This is a genomic window from Rhizobium sp. 01T437 (genome assembly GCF_056398505.1).
Genome location: NZ_JBFTPM010000009.1, coordinates 80,783 through 97,717, shown reverse-complemented (window position 1 = coordinate 97,717; position 16,935 = coordinate 80,783). Strand labels below are relative to the sequence as shown.

The following is a 16,935-nucleotide window of genomic DNA, read 5'->3' as shown; positions in this document are numbered from 1 at the left end:
GAGATGCCGCCGCAATCGGGCCTTACGCCTGTGATCCTGATTCCCCGGAGGTCTTCATGAATCACAGCCTCACCCGCCGCAGCTTCATGGGCTCCGCCTTGCTGCTGCCTGCGCTGGGCTTTGCCCCTCTCGCACGCGCCCAGCAGCAGGACGGCGATATCGACAAGCGGCTTGCGGCACTTGAAGCGCGCATCGGCGGGCGTCTCGGGGTTTCCGTTCTCGACAGCGACACGAATGTTTCCTTTGGCTATCGCGGCAGCGAGCCCTTCGCCATGTGCAGCACCTTCAAGGTTCTGGCCGCCGGCCTCGTTCTTGCCCGTGTCGACAAGGGCGATGAGAGCCTCGATCGGCGCGTCAAATACGGCAAGGAAAAGCTCGTCACCTATTCACCCGAGACCGAAAAGCATGCGGGCGGCGACGGCATGACGATGGCCGAGATCTGCAAGGCCGGCATTACACTGAGCGACAACACCGCCGGCAACCTCATGCTGGAGAGCTTCGGCGGCCCGGCCGCACTCACCGACTGGCTGCGCTCGATCGGCGACGGCACGACAAGGCTCGACCGCATGGAAACCGCGCTGAACGAGGCCGCGAAAGGCGATCCGCGCGACACCACGACGCCGGATGCAATGCTCGATTCGCTCGGCAATATCGCTCTCGGCTCGGTTCTGGCAGAAACCTCTGCAAATCAGCTGGTCGACTGGATGATTGCAAACACGACCGGCGGCGCGCGCCTGCGCGCAGGCCTGCCCAGCGACTGGAAGATCGGCGACAAGACCGGAACAGGCGATAACGGTTCGGCCGGCGATATCGCCATCATCTGGCCGCCGAAGCGCGGCCCCATCGTCGCCGCCGTCTATATGGCGGAAACGACGGTCAAGATGGACGAATTCAATCCCGTCTTCGCCGAAATCGGCAAGATGATCACCGAGATGGTGTAGGCCGCCAACAGCGTCGCGGTCGGTCGGACTCAACGAAAAAGCCGCAGCCCGGTTCGCGGCCTGCGGCTTTCGAAGATTTAGGTGATCGATCGGGGACGATCAGCCGTTTTCGGCCTGGTCGGTGGACTTCGTATTGCTTGCCTGCGCAGTCGTAGGATCAGTGGTGCCGTCTCCACCGCCTTCGATGCCGGCGAGCTCGCGCTTGATCTGCTCGGCGATTTCCTTCTCGATCGCCGCGCGCTCGTCGGCAGGCATCGCTTTCAGATCGTCTTCGGTGAGATTATGGGCTGCCAGATAGCGGGCGCGGATGAATTCTTCCGGCGTCATACTGCTCCATTCGGAGAATTCGTCGACTAGGCTCTTATGTGCTGCCTTGGCCTCCATTTCGGCATCAGAGGGCTGGTTGATATAGGTCTCGTTGCCGGCCTGCACCGCCCACATCGTATTGGCGATGGACGGCGGGGTGGTGCTCGGCTGCAGGCCGGCGCCGGACTGGTTGCGCGTGCTGCCGCCAAATTCTTCGGTCTGCCTGTTCTTGGATTTGCCCTGCTCGAAGAGCGAGCCGAGGCCAGAGTAAATTGAGAGGTTGCTACCGATTTCCATAAAAAATCCCCCTGAAAAATCGGTAGCAACATGACCGGGCAAGCCTGCTCGGAACTTGTGTCTTCCTTCGTGCTGCTACGGTAGCGTGTAGGCGATCACATAATCGCCCGGCTTGGTGCCAACAGAACCATGCCCGCCGGCGACCATGACGACATATTGCTTGTTGTCATCGGTCGTATAGGTCATCGGCGTTGCCTGTCCGCCGGCCGGAAGACGTGCTTCCCAGAGCTGGTGTCCGTTCGTCACGTCATAGGCGCGCAGATAGTTGTCGACGGCAGCACCCAGGAAGGCGACGCCGCCCTTGGTCACCATCGGCCCGCCGATGCCGGGCACGCCAACCTTGAAGGGAAGGGGCAGCGGCGTCATGTCGTGCACCGTCCCGTTCTTGTGCATATAGGCGATGCGGCCGGTGCGGAGATCCACGCCGGCGACATAGCCCCATGGCGGCGCCTGGCAGGGGATCTGCAGCGGCCCGAGGAACGGACCCATGAACACGCCATAGGGAGCACCGTCATTGCGGTTGAGGCCCTGTTCGCTTCCCTTCTCATCCTGTCCGCGCGGCGGAATATCGGCCGCCGGCACCAGGCGCGAGGTGAAGGCGAGGTAGGTCGGCATGCCGAACATCACCTGCCGCTCCGGGTCGACAGCGACCGAGCCCCAGTTGAAGGTGCCGAAATTGCCGGGATAGACGATGGTCCCCTGCAGCGACGGCGGCGTGTAGCGGCCCTCATATTTGTGGCGGTGGAATTCGATGCGGCAGGCAAGCTGGTCGAACAGCGAGACACCCCACATATCCTTTTCCTGCAGTGGCTCCGGCGAGAAGGTGAGATCGGAGATTGGCTGCGTCGGCGCCGTGTGATCCTCCGGGATCGCGCCATCAGGCGCCGGGATTTCCTTGAAGGGAATGATCGGCTGGCCGGTGCGCCGGTCGAGCACGTAGATATCGCCCTGCTTGGTGGATGCCACCAGCGCCGGCACCGCCGTTCCGTCCTGTTTCGTCAGATCAAGCAGCACCGGCTGGGCAGGGACGTCCATGTCCCAGAGATCGTGGTGGACGAATTGCTGCACCCAGCGCAGCTGGCCCGTATTGATGTCGAGCGCCACGACCGAAGAGGAGAACTTCTCGACATCGGCGCTGCGGTTCATGCCGAGCTGGTCCGGCACCTGATTGCCGAGCGGGATATAGACCATGCCGAGCTGGTCATCGACGCTGAAGACCGACCAGCTGTTCGGCGAATTCGTCGTGTAGTGCTGCCCCTCCGGCAGCGGCGTCGTCTGGTTCGGATTGCCCGAATCCCAGTTCCAGATCAGCGCGCCGCTGTTGATGTCATAGGCGCGAATGACGCCGGACTGTTCCTGCGTCGAATAATTGTCGTTGACCGCCCCGCCGATGATGATTTTTCCCGCAACAGCGACTGGCGGTGAGGTGGAGTAGTAATAACCGGCCGGATTGTACTGCATGCCGGCCTGCAGCTGCAGCACGCCCTGTTCTGCAAAGCCCGTGCAGACCTGTCCGTTGGTCGCATCGAGCGCGATCAGCCGCGCATCCGAAGTTGGCAGGTAGACGCGCTCCTTGCAGGGCTGCCCGGCAGGTATCGCCTCATCGCTGAAATAGGTGACACCGCGGCAGGTCTGGTGCTGCCGGTCCGGGTTCATGCCGGAATTGGCGTCATATTTCCATTTCTGCTGGCCGGTCCTAGCATCGAGCGCGATCGCCCAGTTGTGCGGCGTGCAGAGATAGAGCGTGTCGCCCACCTTCAGTGGCGTCACCTGATAGGTCGTTTCCCCGACATCGTCAGGCCGCTTCATGTCGCCGGTCTGGTAGCGCCAGGCCTCTTTCAGGGTGGAGACATTCTGCACAGTGATCTGGTCGAGCGGCGAATAGCGCTGGCCGTAGGGTGTGCGGCCATATTGGTGCCATTCGCCATCGGGCACATTGCCGCCGAAGGCGGGCGTTGTGGAAACCGTCTGTATCGGCAGATCGCCCGCGAGATCATGCGGATCCGTCGTCATCGAATAGGCAGCGACGATGATGGCAGCGATGACCGGAATGGCGAGCGGCCAGGGATTGGCGCCGTAATAAGTGCCGGTCGGGCTGCGAAAGCCGAGCGGCCGGCGGATCCAGGGCGTCAGCAGCCAGATCCCGAAGAGGATGATGAGGCCGCCGCGCGGACCGAGCTGCCACCAGTCGAATCCCACCTCCCAGATCGCCCAGGCGAGTGCAACGACCACGAGCACCGCATAGACCCAGAGCGCCACCGCCTTGCGCATGAGAAGCAGGCCTGCCGTCAGCAGGAACATCAGCCCCGCGAAGAGATAGAAGACGCTGCCGCCGAGCGTGACGAGCCAGAGCCCGCCGGTGCCCAGCGCCAGTCCGAAAATGATGAAGAGGATGGAGGTAATGACGATTGCCATAAGGCAGTCTCCCGCTGGTTAGCCGGATCGGAGAATGGCGAAAAATATACGCCGATCAGACAGATAGAGCGGGAGGCTTGCCTTTCAACCGCCACAATTGGCCGCGGTTGCGGTCGTCGTGTCAGGCTTTCGCAAGCTCGCGGTCGATCGCCGAGATGAGCCGGTTATCGTCAGCCGTCACGTCGGGGGCGAAACGGGCAACGACCTTGCCGTTGCGGCCGACGAGGAATTTTTCGAAGTTCCAGAGGATCTCGTTGTCGTCGGAGGCAAGACCGGCGCCCTTCAGCCGTTCGCGCATCGGTCCTTCGCCGGTCGTTTCCAGGTTGGAGCTCGTCAGGTTCTTATAGAGCGGATGTTTGTCTGGCCCCTTGACGGAAATCTTGGAGTACATCGGGAAATCGACGCCGAAGGTGCTGGTGCAGAAATCGAGGATTTCCGCGTCCGTGCCCGGCTCCTGGCCCTTAAAGTCATTGGCCGGGAAGCCGGCGATGACGAAGCCTCTCTCGCGCTTGTCGGCATAGAGCTTTTCAAGCCCTTCATACTGCACCGTCAGGCCGCATTTGGAGGCGACGTTGACGATGAGCAGCACCTGGCCGCGATATTCGTTGAGCGTCGTCTCGCGCCCCTGAACGGTCTTGACCGGAATGTCGAGAAGGTCGGTCATCATTATCTCCCTTTAGTATGGCCCAGTTGATATCGACTTGTCTGAAATCAGGTTCCGCAGAAGGTTTGGAGTACCCGCTCTTCGGGCTTCGGCGGGTCCATATAAGCCGCAAATGCCGGCTGCTCGTCATAGGGGTGCGAAAGAACTGTCAGCAGCGCCTCGAACAGCGAGAAATCGCCGTCCTGAACGGCTGCCTCGATCGCCTGCTCGACCCGATGGTTGCGCGGAATGAAGGCCGGGTTGACCTGCTTCATCGCGGCAGCCCGATCACCGGGCGTCTGCGGATCGCGCGAAAGCCTGTCACGCCAGCGCGTCAGCCATTCGGCAGTGGCAGTCGGCTCCCGAAAGGTCGAGGCGAAGGCAGCCTCCGCCGTCTCATCGCCTGCCAGAATTGAAAGCCGCCGGAAGGTCAGCGTAAAATCCGCGCCCTCAGCCTGCATCAGCGCCAGCAGCGACTGGATCAGTTCCAGATCTCCATCCTCGGCTGCGCTCAGGCCGATCTTGCAGCGCATGCCCTGCAGCCAGAAGGCGTGGAAGCGCTCGCCATAGGCCTTGATGACGGCGTTCGCGTGCTCGATCGCCTTGTCTTTGTCGGCATCGATCAGCGGCAGCAGCGCTTCGCCGAGCCGCGCCAGGTTCCATTGCCCGATGCCCGGCTGATTGGCATAGGCGTAGCGCCCGTGCTGGTCGATCGACGAGAAGACCTTCATCGGATCGTAGATATCCATGAAGGCGCAGGGACCGAAATCGATCGTCTCGCCCGAGATCGTCATATTGTCGGTATTCATCACACCATGGATGAAGCCGACCTGCAGCCAGCGCGCAATCAGCGCCGCCTGCCGGTCGCAGGCAGATTCGTAAAGCGCGAGATAAGGATTCTCCGCCGCCTTCAGCTCGGGATAGTGCCGTTCGATGACATGATCGGCGAGCGCCTTGACGCCATCCTCGTCACCGGTCGCGGCAAGATATTGGAAGGTGCCGACGCGGATATGGCTTGCCGCGACGCGCGTGAAGACGGCGCCCGGCAGTATCTCCTCACGCCGTACGCCTTCGCCTGTCAGTACGGCTGCAAGCGCCCGCGTGGCGGGAATGCCGAGCGCAAACATCGCCTCGCTGATGATATATTCGCGCAAGACTGGGCCAAGCGCCGCCCGCCCGTCACCCCGGCGGGAAAAGGGCGTCTGTCCCGCACCCTTGAGCTGAATGTCGCGGCGCTGGCCGCTGCGGTCGATCACTTCGCCGAGCAGGATCGCCCGCCCGTCGCCGAGCAGCGGCACGAAGTGGCCGAACTGGTGGCCGGCATAGGCCATCGCCAGCGGTTCGGCGCCTTCGGGCACGAGATTGCCGGAAAAGATCGCAGCGCCATCGCGCTTCAAAATATCGACATCGAGCCCGAGCTCTTTGGCGAGCGGTTCGTTGAGCTTGATCAGCCAGGGCTCCGCCACCTGTGTCGGCACTTGCGTGGCGAAGAAGCGCTGCGGCAACCGCACATAGCTGTTGTCGAAGCCGAAGGCCGTATCCGGCCGTTTTTTCTGCAGGGCGGAGGTCATGACTAATAGGTAGGGCCGCAGGTGCGGTCACGCAAGCCGATTTTGGCCCGAAACCACTCCCTTCACGAAGGCCAAAAAAGTGCAAGGAATAGTGATCTGCCTTTACCTCTCGGCAAAGCAGATGTGCCATAAAAGACATAGCGCCGCCATGATTGCAGGCGTATAGCAAAATCATCTCCTCTTGGCAGTTTTGCCATGTCATCCCCCGCGGCCCTGTCGCCCCGTGTGCTCCGCTGCGCCTTTGCGAGTGATCCCTGACGATGTCGGATCAGATTTATCATGCGCCGATGGTTCGGCGCGCAGCACCCAATTTCCGGGTGATCGCGATGATTGTCGCGAGTGCCATGCTCATGGAAAATGTCGACGCAACCGTGCTGGCGACCGCGCTGCCGACGATGGCGCGCGATTTCGGCGTCGACGCCCCGGCCATGTCGATCGCCCTGACCTCCTATCTGCTCAGCCTGGCGATCTTCATTCCCGCCAGCGGCCGCATGGCAGACAGTTTCGGTTCGCGCACCGTCTTCCGCTCCGCGATCGCCGTCTTCGTGATCGGCTCCATCCTCTGTGCCTTCGCGCCGACCTTGCCGTTCCTCGTGCTCGCCCGCCTGCTGCAGGGCATTGGCGGTGCCATGATGATGCCCGTCGGCCGTCTGGTGCTGATGCGCAGTGTCGACCGCAAGGATATGGTCAGCGCCATGTCCTGGCTTTTGGTGCCGGCGCTGATCGGCCCGATCGTCGGCCCGCCGCTCGGCGGCTTCATCGTCACCTATCTCGACTGGCGCTGGATCTTCTACATCAACGTGCCGATCGGCATCATCGGCATGATCTTCGTGTCGATCTATATCGACGAAGTGAAGGGCAAGGCTGCCGGCCCCTTCGATACGCTCGGCTTCATCCTGTCTGGTATCTCGCTCGGCTCGATGCTTTTCGGCTTCGAATTGTCGAGCCATGAAGGGCAGGGCTCGTTCGCGATCTTCCTGATTGCCATCGGCCTGCTGTTCGGCATTGCTTATCTGCGCCATGCTCGCAAGCATCCGGCCCCGATCATGGATTTCTCGCTGATGAAGGTGCCGAGCTTTGGCACCTCGGTCATCGCCGGTTCGCTGACGCGCATCACGCAGGGCGCACAGCCCTTCCTGCTGCCGCTGCTCTTCCAGATCGGCTTCGGTCTTTCGGCCGCTGCCGCGGGCCAGATCGTCATTTCCACGGCACTCGGTGCGTTGTTCATGAAGCCTCTGGCAAAGGCCGTCTTCCGCCGTGTCGGTTTCCGCCGAAGCCTTATTATCAACGGCATTCTCGGCACGATCGGTTACGGCCTCTGCGCCGCCTTCCGCCCGGACTGGCCGATGCCGCTGATCTTCATCGCCCTGGTGCTCAGCGCCTTCTTCATGTCGTTCCAGTTCAYGGCCTATAACACCATCGCCTATGATGAGATCAGCCAGGATCGGATGAGCTCGGCAACGAGCTTCTACACCACCTTCCAGCAGCTGATGCTCTCGCTCGGCATCTGCATCGGTGCATTGGCGCTGCATGCCTCCATGGCCTTCAACGGTGTCGAAACGCCCGAGCTTGGTGATTTCTCCACCGCCTTCATCGTGGTTGCGATCATTTCGATTAGCGCCACCATCTGGAACCTGCGCTTCTCACCGACCGCAGGCGAAGAGATCAGCGGCTATAAGGCCAAGCAGACGAAAGGCGCCGCAGCCGGAAGCTGAGGCGCCTTCCTCTTCGTTAGAGGCCGATAGGCTCCCGCAATCGCCGGCGCCACAATGGACGCCCCTTGCGTTGGTCCGCCTGAAGCCCATAGGCCATGCGGCTGTCGAGGTCCTCGAAGGCTGCAAGATCCATATCCTGCAATGCCACCTCCATAGCCGCTTCCGGTTCGGCTTGCGTCTGCCGCCCTGTGATCGCAAGCCACAGATCACGCCAGCTGCGCTGGCGCGTCATTGCCCCCCACCATCGTCACAATCATGCCCTCCCGCTTGCCCCGTCACGCCGCCTGCGGCAGGCAGGCCTCGCAGATCGCCGCAACATGGCGGTGGTCGGTGCCGCAGCAGCCGCCGAGCACGCGCACCTGCGGCATGCGGCGAAGGAGTTCGCGGTAGCGTCGGCCGAGATCGGCAGGATCGCCCGCATCCAGCACCTCGCTGTTATCGAGTTGCTCATGGCTCATGGTCGAGGCATTGGCGCGGATGCCGGAAATGCGCTTCACCCAGGCGCTGCCGTGATCGAGCGCCCCTTCGAAATGCGTCGGGTGGGCGCAGTTGATCATGTAATAGGCCGGCGATCCGCCGGTCGCCGCATCCGTCGTCTCGATCGCCTCCTGAATGCTGCGGCCGGTCACCAGCCTGCCGTTAGTCTCCAGCGTGAAGGAGATCGCGCAGGGCATGCCGCGCGTCCTGGCGGCACGGGCGATGCCGATCGCCTCGTCGATGTTGGTCAGCGTAAAGGCGGCGACCATATCGGCCTCCGTGCCGGCGAAGGTCTCGATCTGGAAGGCGTGGTAGTCCTCCGCCTCGTCGGAGCTCATCACGCCCGCCTTGTAGCCGTCGCCGCGCGGGCCGATGGCGCCGCTGACGACGATTGGCTGCTCCGGCCGCTCATAGGCGTGGCGTAAGCCCACGAGAAGCTCGACGGCTTGCTCGTTTGCCGCTTGCAGCGCCTCGGTCGTATAGTTGAGCTTCTGGCCCCAGTCGGGATTGGCACGCCATGTGGCGGTGTCGAGCACGAAACCCGTTCCGTGCCGCCGGGCGATATCAAGATAGCGGCGATAGTAATTCTTCGTGCGCTCTCGTCCGTCCTCGGAAGCCAGCAATACGAAGGAGGCGAAATGCGGAAGCTCGATGCCGTCGTGGAAGATCATCGTGGTTTCCATGCCGCCATCGCTAATGAAGGTGCCGCCCTTTAGCTGCGGCAGCCCATGCCTGTACTTTGCCATTGTGAAACCTCTCCTGTCGCGGCGCCTGTAATGGCTGCCGTCGATGGTGATGTTCTGCCGCTTAATCTGATGCCAAACTAGGCGACTTGCGGTATACTATTGCGGGTTTCGAATTTTGCGGATTGAAATCAATCCCTTGCATGGGCCGATGCTGCCGGGGGCGGAGCCAGGCCCGATCTTGCTGCGCAGAAAACTGTACCGCGGGTACAGGAGGGGAACATGCGAAAGGGCGAGGAAACGCGGAATCGCATCCTTGATGTGGCAGAAGCAGCGGTCTTGCAGAAGGGTTTCGGCGGCACGTCCATTGAGGAACTGATCGTCGAGACGGGCATTACCAAGAGCGGCTTCTTTTACCACTTCAAGGACAAGAACGAGCTCGCGAAAGCGCTGCTCAACCGCTACATCGAGAACGACGAACGCATCTATGACGAGATCTTCAGCCGCGCGCGCGATCTGATGGATGATCCGCTGCAATCCTTTCTGCTCGGCTTGAAGCTGCTCTCCGAACTGGTGGCCGACCTGCCGAACGGCCATCCGGGCTGCCTCGTGGCGACTGTCTGCTACTACGAGCGGCTCTTCGACCGTGAGATCCAGGAGACCAACCGCAATGCCGTACTCGCCTGGCGCCGCCGCTTCGGCCGCATGTTCCGCGAGATCATGGCTGTCTATACGCCACGCGAGCCCGTGGATGTCGACCAGCTCGCCGATATGGTCTCTTCGGTGCTGGAAGGCGGTATCGTTCTCTCAAAGACGCTCAAGGAACCGAATACGCTCGCCGAACAGGTGCTGATGCTGCGCATCTTCGTGAGGATGCTCTTCCTGCCGGCCATCGAGTCGCCGCTGGTTGCAGTCAGGCACGACCAGATCTATGGCACGGTGAGGAGTGGCGGACAGCTTTAGTTAGGCTCTGCCGTCTTCCAGCTCAGCCGCCAAGTCGACGAGCTTGCGCACGGTATTGAGGTTGCGGGAGGTACCCGCCTTCAGCGCCGGCAGCTTCAGCTTCGATCGGCCGGAGCCGATGGGATAGTGCACATAAATCTCGCGCCCGGCGAGTTTCGCTTCCTCGCCATCGGGCGCCACCATCTTGCCCAAGGCATCTTTAGGTGCCGCTTCCGGCAGGAAATAGACCAGCAGAAAATTGGGCTTGGCCTCGGGAAAGGGCGCATGGGCTATGATGCCGTCTAGTTCCTTTCGGCTGCGCACCATCACGCCCGGCCGCTTGCCTAACGTCTTGCCCAGCGCGTCATCGAGCTTCTCCTCGACTGCCTTTTCGGCCTCATCAGAGCGGAACAGGACGTTGCCGCTCTGGATGTAGGTCTTCACATCGGAAAAGCCGAGCCCCTCGCATATCGCCTTAAGCTCCGCCATCGGCAGGGAGCTCGTGCCGCCGACATTCACGGCGCGGAGCAGGGCGACATAGACGGCCATTTCTCCCTCCCTTGACTGCGTGGCGTGCGCAAGGCACGCCACATTCAACTTCTACATCTTGCCTGCCACCTTGACCGCAAACGCATATTCGAATGCGATTTCCTCAAGCCGCTGGAAGCGGCCGGAAGCGCCGCCATGGCCGGCATCCATGTTGGTCTTCAGCAGGATGGGTGCATTGCCCATCGTCTTGTCGCGCAGCTTGGCGACCCACTTCGCCGGCTCCCAATAGGTGACGCGCGGGTCGGTCAGGCCACCGAGCGCCAGGATCGGCGGATAGGGTTTCGCGCCGACATTGTCATAGGGCGAATAGGCGGCGATCTGCTCGTATTCTTCGCGGCTCTCGATCGGGTTGCCCCATTCCGGCCATTCCGGCGGGGTGAGCGGCAGTGTGTCATCGAGCATGGTGTTCAGGACGTCGACGAAGGGAACGGCGGCGATGAGACCGGCGAATTTCTCCGGTGCCATGTTGGCGACCGCGCCCATCAGCATGCCGCCGGCTGATCCGCCCTCGGCGATAATGTTCGCGTAAGACGTGAACTTCTCCTGATTCAGATAATCAGCGGCAGCGATGAAGTCCTTGAAGGTGTTGGTCTTCTTGTCCATCTTGCCGTCTTCGTACCAGGCAAAGCCCTTGTCCTTGCCGCCACGGATATGGGCAATGGCATAGACGAAGCCGCGATCGGCAAGCGACAGGCAGTTGGTGTTGAAGCCGGCGGGAATGGTGATGCCATAGGCGCCGTAGCCGTAGAGCAGGCAGGGCGCGGAGCCGTCAAGCGGCGTATCCTTGCGATAGAGCAGGGTGACCGGCACTTTCTCGCCATCCCATGCCGGCGCGAAGACGCGGCGGGTGACGTAGTCGTCAGGATTATGGCCCGAGGGCACTTCCTGCGTCTTCAGCAGCGTGCGCTCGCGGGTGACCATGTTGTAGTCATAGAGCTGCGAGGGCGTCGTCATAGAGGAATAGGAGAAACGGATGACGTCGGTCTCATATTCGGCCGCCCCCGAAAGGCCGAGCGAATAGGCTTCCTCGTCGAAGGCGATTGCATGCTCCTCGCCGCTCAGGCGGTCGCGGATCATGATCTGCGGCAGGCCGTCCTTGCGTTCCAGCCACAGCAGATGGCGGGCATAGGCCATGTGGCTAATGATCAATGTGCCCGGCTTGTGCGGCACGACCTCGCGCCAGTTTTCCTTGCCCGGCTTTTCAACCGGCGCTTCCATGATCTTGAAATCCTTGGCGCCGCCGTCATTGGTGAGGATGTAGAAGACGTCGCCGCCTTCCGTCAGCGAATATTCGATGCCTTCTTCTCGCACCGCCACCAGCTTCGGCTCGGCCGTCAGATCCTTGGTCGAAAGCAGCCGGTATTCGCTCGTTTCATGGTCGTGGATATCGATATAGATGAAGTCGTCGAGCAGCGAACCGCCGACGCCCATGAAGAAGCCCGCATCCTCCTCCTCGTAGACCAGACGGTCGTCGCTCTGCGGCGTGCCGAGAATGTGGTGGAACACTTTCGAGGGGCGGTGGTTCTCATCAAGCGCCGAATAGAAGAAGCTCCTGCCGTCAGGCGCCCAGACTCCGCCGCCGCCGGTATTCTCGAGCACGTCGGACAGGTCTTCGCCGGTCGCCAGATCACGAACCCTCAGCGTGAAGAATTCCGAGCYCTTGTCGTCGTAGCCCCAGATGCCGCGGCTGTGGTCCGTGCAATGGTCGAGGCCGGCGAGCCGGAAATAGGCCTTGCCCGCCGCTTCCTTGTCGCCGTCGAGAAGGATGGTGCGGATCGCCTCGTCCTTCACGTTGCCGTCGCGCGGAATGCGGAAATAGCGCGGTTGCTCGCCGCCGGTGACAAAGGAGGTGCCGTAGGCATAGGCCCCATCCTTCATCGGTACTGAGCTGTCGTCTTCTTTGATGCGGCCGCGCATCTCGGCAAACAGCGTCTTCTGCAGCGGCTTGGTGTCTTCCATGGCGGCATTCATGTAGCCGTTTTCGGCTTCCAGATGGGCGCGGATATCGGGGTCGAGGATGGAGGGATCCTTGAACATGGCCTGCCAGTTGTCGGCCCGCAGCCAGGCATAATCGTCGGTCCGCGTTATGCCGTGGCGCGTGTTGGAGACCGGTCTTTTTTCAGCGGCGGGCGGGGCAGGCAGGTTCTTGAAAGCGGTCAAGGAAAACTCCGTAAGGGCGGTGTCGGTGGGCAAGAGATAGAGGTGCTGCAGGTCAGGATCAAGCGTCAGCCGGTGAACCTTATTGAGACAAGATGACCGGCGTGTCGCCTTGATGTCACCACATTGTTTAAGAATGTCCGCTGCATTGCGCGAAAATTGCACCCGCGTCAGGTCCCGGCAAGCGGTCGGCGGCAGTGTGACGAGTACATGACAGTAAAGGTTTCCCCGTAATGCCGAAACGTCTGGTCCTGTTTATGTCGCTTGCGGGCCTTGCCGCCTCGTCCGCCGTTGCGGTCGATCCCGCCATCAAGAAGCAGCTCGAAAAGCTCGATCCGGCCACCCGCCTCGAGCAGAGCTGCGATACCGAAGCCATGAGCCGCATCAACAGTGACGGCACGGGCTTCCGGCCGGACAAGGTCATCGCCTATACCTTCAAGGACCCGATCCCGAGCGACGATCGGCTCGAAGCTCCCGGCGCCGTCTTCCGCAGCAAGGGCGACTGGTATCACCTTTCCTACACCTGCATCACCGGCCCGCAGCACATCAATGTGCGCGACCTGAAGTACAAGATCGGCGACAAGGTGCCGAAGGACAATTGGACCAAATATTATCTTTACGATTGAGCCCTTGGCCTCTTCTTGGCTCTTCCGCATTCCCGTGACAGGCACAGGAATGCGGGCAGATTGAGACATGACCCGTCCTCGCCGGGCGGCATCAGGCCACATAGCCGCTTCATTTCTTTGTTTTATACTGGCTGAAACATCAACTGAATCTGATTCTTCATGAAACGCTTTCTTCTTGGTTCTGCGCTGCTGTTCGCTGCCGCCTCATCGGCTTTTGCCGCCGAAGCGCTTCCCGCCGCCGTGCCCGGCCATCCGCCAGGGGCAGTAGGTCCGAAGCTGGTAGAGCCGCACCTGCACATCGCTCGCTCCAACATATCTGGCCACGCGCGCATTGCGCTGACCTTCGATGCCTGCATGGGCGAGGCCGATGAGCGCATTCTCTCGACGCTGGTCAACGAGCGCATCCCGGCGACGATCTTCGTCACTGCCCGCTGGCTGAAGCGCAATCCGAAGGCGGTTGCCGTCTTCCTGCAGAACCCCGATCTCTTCGAATTGGAAAATCACGGCGAGAAGCATATTCCGGCAATCGACAAGCCGGTGCTGGTTTATGGCATCGCATCTGCCGGTTCGCCCGATGCCGTCAGGCAGGAAGTGGAAGGTGGTGCTGCCGCTATGGTCGCGTCGGGCATTCCGGCGCCCCGCTGGTTCCGTGGCTCGACCGCCAAGTATGATCTCTCGGCCATCGCCCAGATCCGCGCCATGGGCTACCGCATCGCCGGCTATTCCGTGAATGGCGACGGCGGTTCGCTGCTCGGTGCCGCGGTCACCGAAAAGCGTATTTCCTCGGCCAAGGATGGCGATGTTGTCATCTCTCACATCAACCAGCCAACCCATGCGGCCGGTGCGGGCGTCGCCAAGGCGCTTGTCGATCTCAAGGCAAAGGGCACGGAGTTCGTCCGTTTGCAGGATGTTGCTGATACGGGCGACGACAAGACGACGGAGTAGAGCAATTCCAGCAAAAGTGTGCAGCGGTGTTGCGTCCGGAATTGCGTGAAAACCCCGAATTGCGTGAAAACAAAGAGATAGAGCATTTTCGTGATTCGAAGAAAAACGGAAATGCTCTGGAACGAAGCTTACCTCAGTTCGTCTCCGGTCCGTATAGTATCCGCCATGAAACTCCGCACAGTCGGCGCATCCCTGTCGAGGGCGAAATCCTCGAACCAGTCGCGATACATGCCGGCGAACATTGCGCCGATCATCTGCGCGGCGAGGTAGGAGAAGGTGATGCCGTTGCCGCCATAGCCGTGGGCGGCATAGACGCCAGCCATGCCGGGCACCGGGCCGATCAGCGGCAGGCCGTCCGCCGTCTCGCCGAATGTGCCGCACCAGGTATGCTCCACCCGCGTATCCGCCCTCGGCCACATCCGTTTCAGCTTTTCCCGGATCGCCATGACCTTCCCCGGCAGCTTGCGGTCGCGCTCTTCGGGCTCGGTGGTGTCGTCGTCCTCGCCGCCGACGATGATACGGTTGTCATCAGTGGTGCGCACATAGAGATAGGGATGGCTGTCTTCCCAGAGCAGCATACCGTCGCGCCAGAGATCATCAGGCTTCTGCGGCACGGTGGCGAGTGCCCAGCTGGAACTGGTGCGATGCAGCTTCGGCATGTCGAGGCCGGGCATGGAATAGCCGGTCGCCAGTACCACATGCCGCGCCTCGATTACATGGGCGCCGTTCGTCTCAGCCGTCACATGTCCGCCTTCGCTGTGAAGCCTGGTCACCGAGGCGTTGATCAACCGCGCACCGCGCGAAAAGGCAATCTGCAGCAGGGCCCAGGTGAGCAGCAGCGGGTCGGCCTCCGCTGAACCCGGCGAGAGGATCGCCGCATCACGGTCGAACTCGTATTGGGTGAGGAGATCGGGATGTTCGAGATAATGGCCCGGCAATCCCGCCCGGCGGCGAAGCTGCCGTTCCTCCATCAACTCGCGCGCACCCTCGTGATTATTGGCGAGATAGAGCGTGTTGCGCGGCTGGAAACCGCAGGTAATGCCGTGGGCCGCAATCAGCTTGGCAAGCCCCGCGACACAGGCAGCACTGCGGCGATAAATGCCGGCCGCCCGCTCGAAGCCGTAAAGGGTTTCCAGCTCACCAAGTGTGCGGTCGATCTCCCATTGCAGCATGGCCGTGCTAGCCGCGGTGCTGCCGAGCCCCGGCTGCTCGCGGTCGATGACGACGACCGAAAAGCCGCGCGCCGTCAGATGCTCGGCGGTGAGCGCACCGGTTATACCCCCGCCGATGATGGCGATATCGATCTTGAAGCTTTGTTCCAGGGGTTGATAGGTCGGCTGCACGCCGTTCCTACCCCAGAGCGAGCGGCCGCTTACGAGCGCATCGTGGCTGGCTTCGTTGAGATGCAGGTCGGATGCCATAGGCCTATCTCCGGTCGCTATCGGTTACTTCGGCAGTTGCGGCTGCGGCCTTTCCTCGATCACCAATTCCTCGATGATGGTCATGACGATGAGCGAAAGCGGCAATGCCAGCATCGCGCCGACCGCACCCCACATCCATGTCCAGAAGATGATCGCCAGGAAGATGATGAACGGGTTGATCTCCAGCCGCCGGCCCATGACCGCGGGGAAGATCAGGTTTTCCATCACAAGGTGAACAGTGAAGAAGGCTGCAGCCGGTATAAGACCGATAATGATACCGTCATGGGCGATGACGCCGGCAATGGCTACCGCAACGGTCATCATCGTGATGCCGAGATAGGGAATGAAGCTTGAAAGAAAGGCAAAGAAACCCCAGAGGACGGGCATGGACAGCCCGCCCGCATAGGCGATAACAGTCATCACGACGCCGAGCGCCACATAGATCAGCGAGGCCGTGGCGAAATAGAAGCCAAGCGCCTGCTCCACGGCATTGATGACGCGGATTGCTGCCAGCCGCTGCGCACGTTCGCGAAAGGTCATGATGATCGTCTTGCGCAGGCTCACGCGGCTTGCCAGAAAGAGCAGCAGCGCCGCAAAGAAGATCAGCCCCTGCACCAGCGCCGGCGTCAGGTTCGTTGTCACGACATGCAGCACGTTTCCGGTGTTTTCGAGCAGCGCATCGATGGACATCGGCCCGCCCTGGAAGGTCGCAGGCGTGATGTGCAGCCATTCGATCCGCTCCAGATAGGGCATGATGCGCTGGGTGGTGCGCTCGATGAAATCAGGCGCTTCATTGGCAAGCATTGCCAAGGGACCGGCAAGCGAATTGATCAGCAGGACGATGACCAGCGCGACAGTGGAGGAAAGGATCGCCGCATTGGCAAGCCGCGGCACGCCCATCTTCGAAAGCTTTTCTGCCGCCATGCCGAGGATCATGCCGACGACCACGGCGAGCGTGACCGGGATCAGGATCAGCGACATCATATAGACGGCAGCAAGCCCAAGGATGCCGAAGATGCCGATGATGGCCCAGGCCATGCTGACATCGAGCCCGTCCTTCTCGACGCGCCGCATCGGTGCCGGTGGAAGTTCTTCGGCAGCTTCCTGAAGTGTTCGTGCCCATGTGCTGGTGTGGCGTTCGCCGAGGCGGATCTTGTTTGCCTGTTTCCGGATACCGTTGGCGATTCCCATGTGCGATGTGTCCCCGAAGCCCTATTGCTCCGGCAATCAACGCGCGGGGTTGCTAC

At 61.5% G+C, this 16,935-nt stretch carries 15 protein-coding genes; 5 read left to right on the top strand and 10 right to left on the bottom strand.

Annotation, left to right across the window (positions count from 1 at the left end; all coding sequences use genetic code 11):
* Positions 1-56: 56 nt before the first annotated feature.
* Entirely contained in the window at positions 57-941 is an 885-nt protein-coding gene (bla, locus tag AC1DM5_RS19940; protein ID WP_477821651.1) for a class A beta-lactamase, read from the top strand.
* A gap of 99 nt (positions 942-1,040) precedes the next feature.
* Here bla and AC1DM5_RS19935 read toward each other — a convergent pair whose 3' ends face one another.
* The 4 genes from AC1DM5_RS19935 to AC1DM5_RS19920 all read right to left on the bottom strand — a co-directional run bounded on the left by AC1DM5_RS19935 (position 1,041) and on the right by AC1DM5_RS19920 (position 6,173).
* Positions 1,041-1,544, bottom strand: a complete 504-nt coding sequence (locus AC1DM5_RS19935) for a hypothetical protein (protein WP_477821652.1) — start codon at positions 1,542-1,544, stop codon at positions 1,041-1,043.
* A 75-nt stretch (positions 1,545-1,619) separates the two neighbouring features.
* Entirely contained in the window at positions 1,620-3,959 is a 2,340-nt protein-coding gene (locus tag AC1DM5_RS19930; RefSeq protein ID WP_477821653.1) for a glucose/quinate/shikimate family membrane-bound PQQ-dependent dehydrogenase, read from the bottom strand.
* Positions 3,960-4,080: 121 nt separating this feature from the next.
* A complete protein-coding gene (locus AC1DM5_RS19925) occupies positions 4,081-4,626 on the bottom strand; it encodes a glutathione peroxidase (protein WP_477821654.1) in 546 nt (181 codons plus the stop codon).
* A gap of 44 nt (positions 4,627-4,670) precedes the next feature.
* On the bottom strand, positions 4,671-6,173 hold the full coding sequence (locus tag AC1DM5_RS19920; RefSeq protein ID WP_477821655.1) for a protein adenylyltransferase SelO: 1,503 nt from the start codon (positions 6,171-6,173) through the stop codon (positions 4,671-4,673).
* A gap of 260 nt (positions 6,174-6,433) precedes the next feature.
* On the opposite strand from AC1DM5_RS19920, the gene AC1DM5_RS19915 reads away from it, so the two are divergent.
* Positions 6,434-7,888: an MDR family MFS transporter gene (locus AC1DM5_RS19915; RefSeq protein ID WP_477975472.1), complete on the top strand. Its 1,455-nt coding sequence runs from the start codon at positions 6,434-6,436 to the stop codon at positions 7,886-7,888.
* Positions 7,889-7,904: 16 nt separating this feature from the next.
* On the opposite strand, the gene AC1DM5_RS19910 is transcribed toward AC1DM5_RS19915, so the two are convergent.
* Both AC1DM5_RS19910 and AC1DM5_RS19905 read right to left on the bottom strand, forming a co-directional pair.
* A complete protein-coding gene (locus AC1DM5_RS19910; RefSeq protein WP_477821657.1) occupies positions 7,905-8,120 on the bottom strand; it encodes a hypothetical protein in 216 nt (71 codons plus the stop codon).
* Between the two features lie 43 nt (positions 8,121-8,163).
* On the bottom strand, positions 8,164-9,111 hold the full coding sequence (locus tag AC1DM5_RS19905; protein WP_477821658.1) for a homocysteine S-methyltransferase family protein: 948 nt from the start codon (positions 9,109-9,111) through the stop codon (positions 8,164-8,166).
* A 219-nt stretch (positions 9,112-9,330) separates the two neighbouring features.
* On the opposite strand from AC1DM5_RS19905, the gene AC1DM5_RS19900 reads away from it, so the two are divergent.
* Positions 9,331-10,011, top strand: coding sequence for a TetR/AcrR family transcriptional regulator (locus AC1DM5_RS19900; protein WP_477821659.1), 681 nt, complete (start codon positions 9,331-9,333; stop codon positions 10,009-10,011).
* On the opposite strand, the gene AC1DM5_RS19895 is transcribed toward AC1DM5_RS19900, so the two are convergent.
* Positions 10,012-10,539 carry a DUF1697 domain-containing protein gene (locus AC1DM5_RS19895; RefSeq protein WP_477821660.1) on the bottom strand — a complete coding sequence of 176 codons (528 nt, stop codon included), beginning with the start codon at positions 10,537-10,539 and terminating at the stop codon, positions 10,012-10,014. It abuts the gene before it with no gap.
* Between the two features lie 51 nt (positions 10,540-10,590).
* The gene (locus AC1DM5_RS19890) at positions 10,591-12,699 is read right to left on the bottom strand and encodes a S9 family peptidase (protein WP_477975470.1); all 2,109 of its coding nucleotides are present in this window, start codon (positions 12,697-12,699) and stop codon (positions 10,591-10,593) included.
* A gap of 230 nt (positions 12,700-12,929) precedes the next feature.
* Between AC1DM5_RS19890 and AC1DM5_RS19885 the strand changes: the two genes are divergently transcribed.
* Positions 12,930-13,322, top strand: coding sequence for a DUF930 domain-containing protein (locus AC1DM5_RS19885; protein WP_477821662.1), 393 nt, complete (start codon positions 12,930-12,932; stop codon positions 13,320-13,322).
* Between the two features lie 159 nt (positions 13,323-13,481).
* Positions 13,482-14,267, top strand: coding sequence for a polysaccharide deacetylase family protein (locus AC1DM5_RS19880; protein ID WP_477821663.1), 786 nt, complete (start codon positions 13,482-13,484; stop codon positions 14,265-14,267).
* Between the two features lie 128 nt (positions 14,268-14,395).
* Here AC1DM5_RS19880 and AC1DM5_RS19875 read toward each other — a convergent pair whose 3' ends face one another.
* Positions 14,396-15,688 carry an NAD(P)/FAD-dependent oxidoreductase gene (locus AC1DM5_RS19875; RefSeq protein WP_477821664.1) on the bottom strand — a complete coding sequence of 431 codons (1,293 nt, stop codon included), beginning with the start codon at positions 15,686-15,688 and terminating at the stop codon, positions 14,396-14,398.
* 24 nt (positions 15,689-15,712) lie between these two features.
* Positions 15,713-16,879, bottom strand: a complete 1,167-nt coding sequence (locus tag AC1DM5_RS19870; RefSeq protein ID WP_477821665.1) for an AI-2E family transporter — start codon at positions 16,877-16,879, stop codon at positions 15,713-15,715.
* Positions 16,880-16,935: the final 56 nt, after the last annotated feature.

What these genes read in the sequence shown, in the direction of transcription:
- bla (WP_477821651.1), top strand. Translation starts at nt 57, where the DNA reads ATGAATCACAGCCTCACCCGCCGCAGCTTCATGGGCTCCGCCTTGCTG.
- AC1DM5_RS19935 (WP_477821652.1), bottom strand. Translation starts at nt 1,544, where the DNA reads ATGGAAATCGGTAGCAACCTCTCAATTTACTCTGGCCTCGGCTCGCTC.
- AC1DM5_RS19930 (WP_477821653.1), bottom strand. Translation starts at nt 3,959, where the DNA reads ATGGCAATCGTCATTACCTCCATCCTCTTCATCATTTTCGGACTGGCG.
- AC1DM5_RS19925 (WP_477821654.1), bottom strand. Translation starts at nt 4,626, where the DNA reads ATGATGACCGACCTTCTCGACATTCCGGTCAAGACCGTTCAGGGGCGC.
- AC1DM5_RS19920 (WP_477821655.1), bottom strand. Translation starts at nt 6,173, where the DNA reads ATGACCTCCGCCCTGCAGAAAAAACGGCCGGATACGGCCTTCGGCTTC.
- AC1DM5_RS19910 (WP_477821657.1), bottom strand. Translation starts at nt 8,120, where the DNA reads ATGACGCGCCAGCGCAGCTGGCGTGATCTGTGGCTTGCGATCACAGGG.
- AC1DM5_RS19905 (WP_477821658.1), bottom strand. Translation starts at nt 9,111, where the DNA reads ATGGCAAAGTACAGGCATGGGCTGCCGCAGCTAAAGGGCGGCACCTTC.
- AC1DM5_RS19900 (WP_477821659.1), top strand. Translation starts at nt 9,331, where the DNA reads ATGCGAAAGGGCGAGGAAACGCGGAATCGCATCCTTGATGTGGCAGAA.
- AC1DM5_RS19895 (WP_477821660.1), bottom strand. Translation starts at nt 10,539, where the DNA reads ATGGCCGTCTATGTCGCCCTGCTCCGCGCCGTGAATGTCGGCGGCACG.
- AC1DM5_RS19885 (WP_477821662.1), top strand. Translation starts at nt 12,930, where the DNA reads ATGCCGAAACGTCTGGTCCTGTTTATGTCGCTTGCGGGCCTTGCCGCC.
- AC1DM5_RS19880 (WP_477821663.1), top strand. Translation starts at nt 13,482, where the DNA reads ATGAAACGCTTTCTTCTTGGTTCTGCGCTGCTGTTCGCTGCCGCCTCA.
- AC1DM5_RS19875 (WP_477821664.1), bottom strand. Translation starts at nt 15,688, where the DNA reads ATGGCATCCGACCTGCATCTCAACGAAGCCAGCCACGATGCGCTCGTA.
- AC1DM5_RS19870 (WP_477821665.1), bottom strand. Translation starts at nt 16,879, where the DNA reads ATGGGAATCGCCAACGGTATCCGGAAACAGGCAAACAAGATCCGCCTC.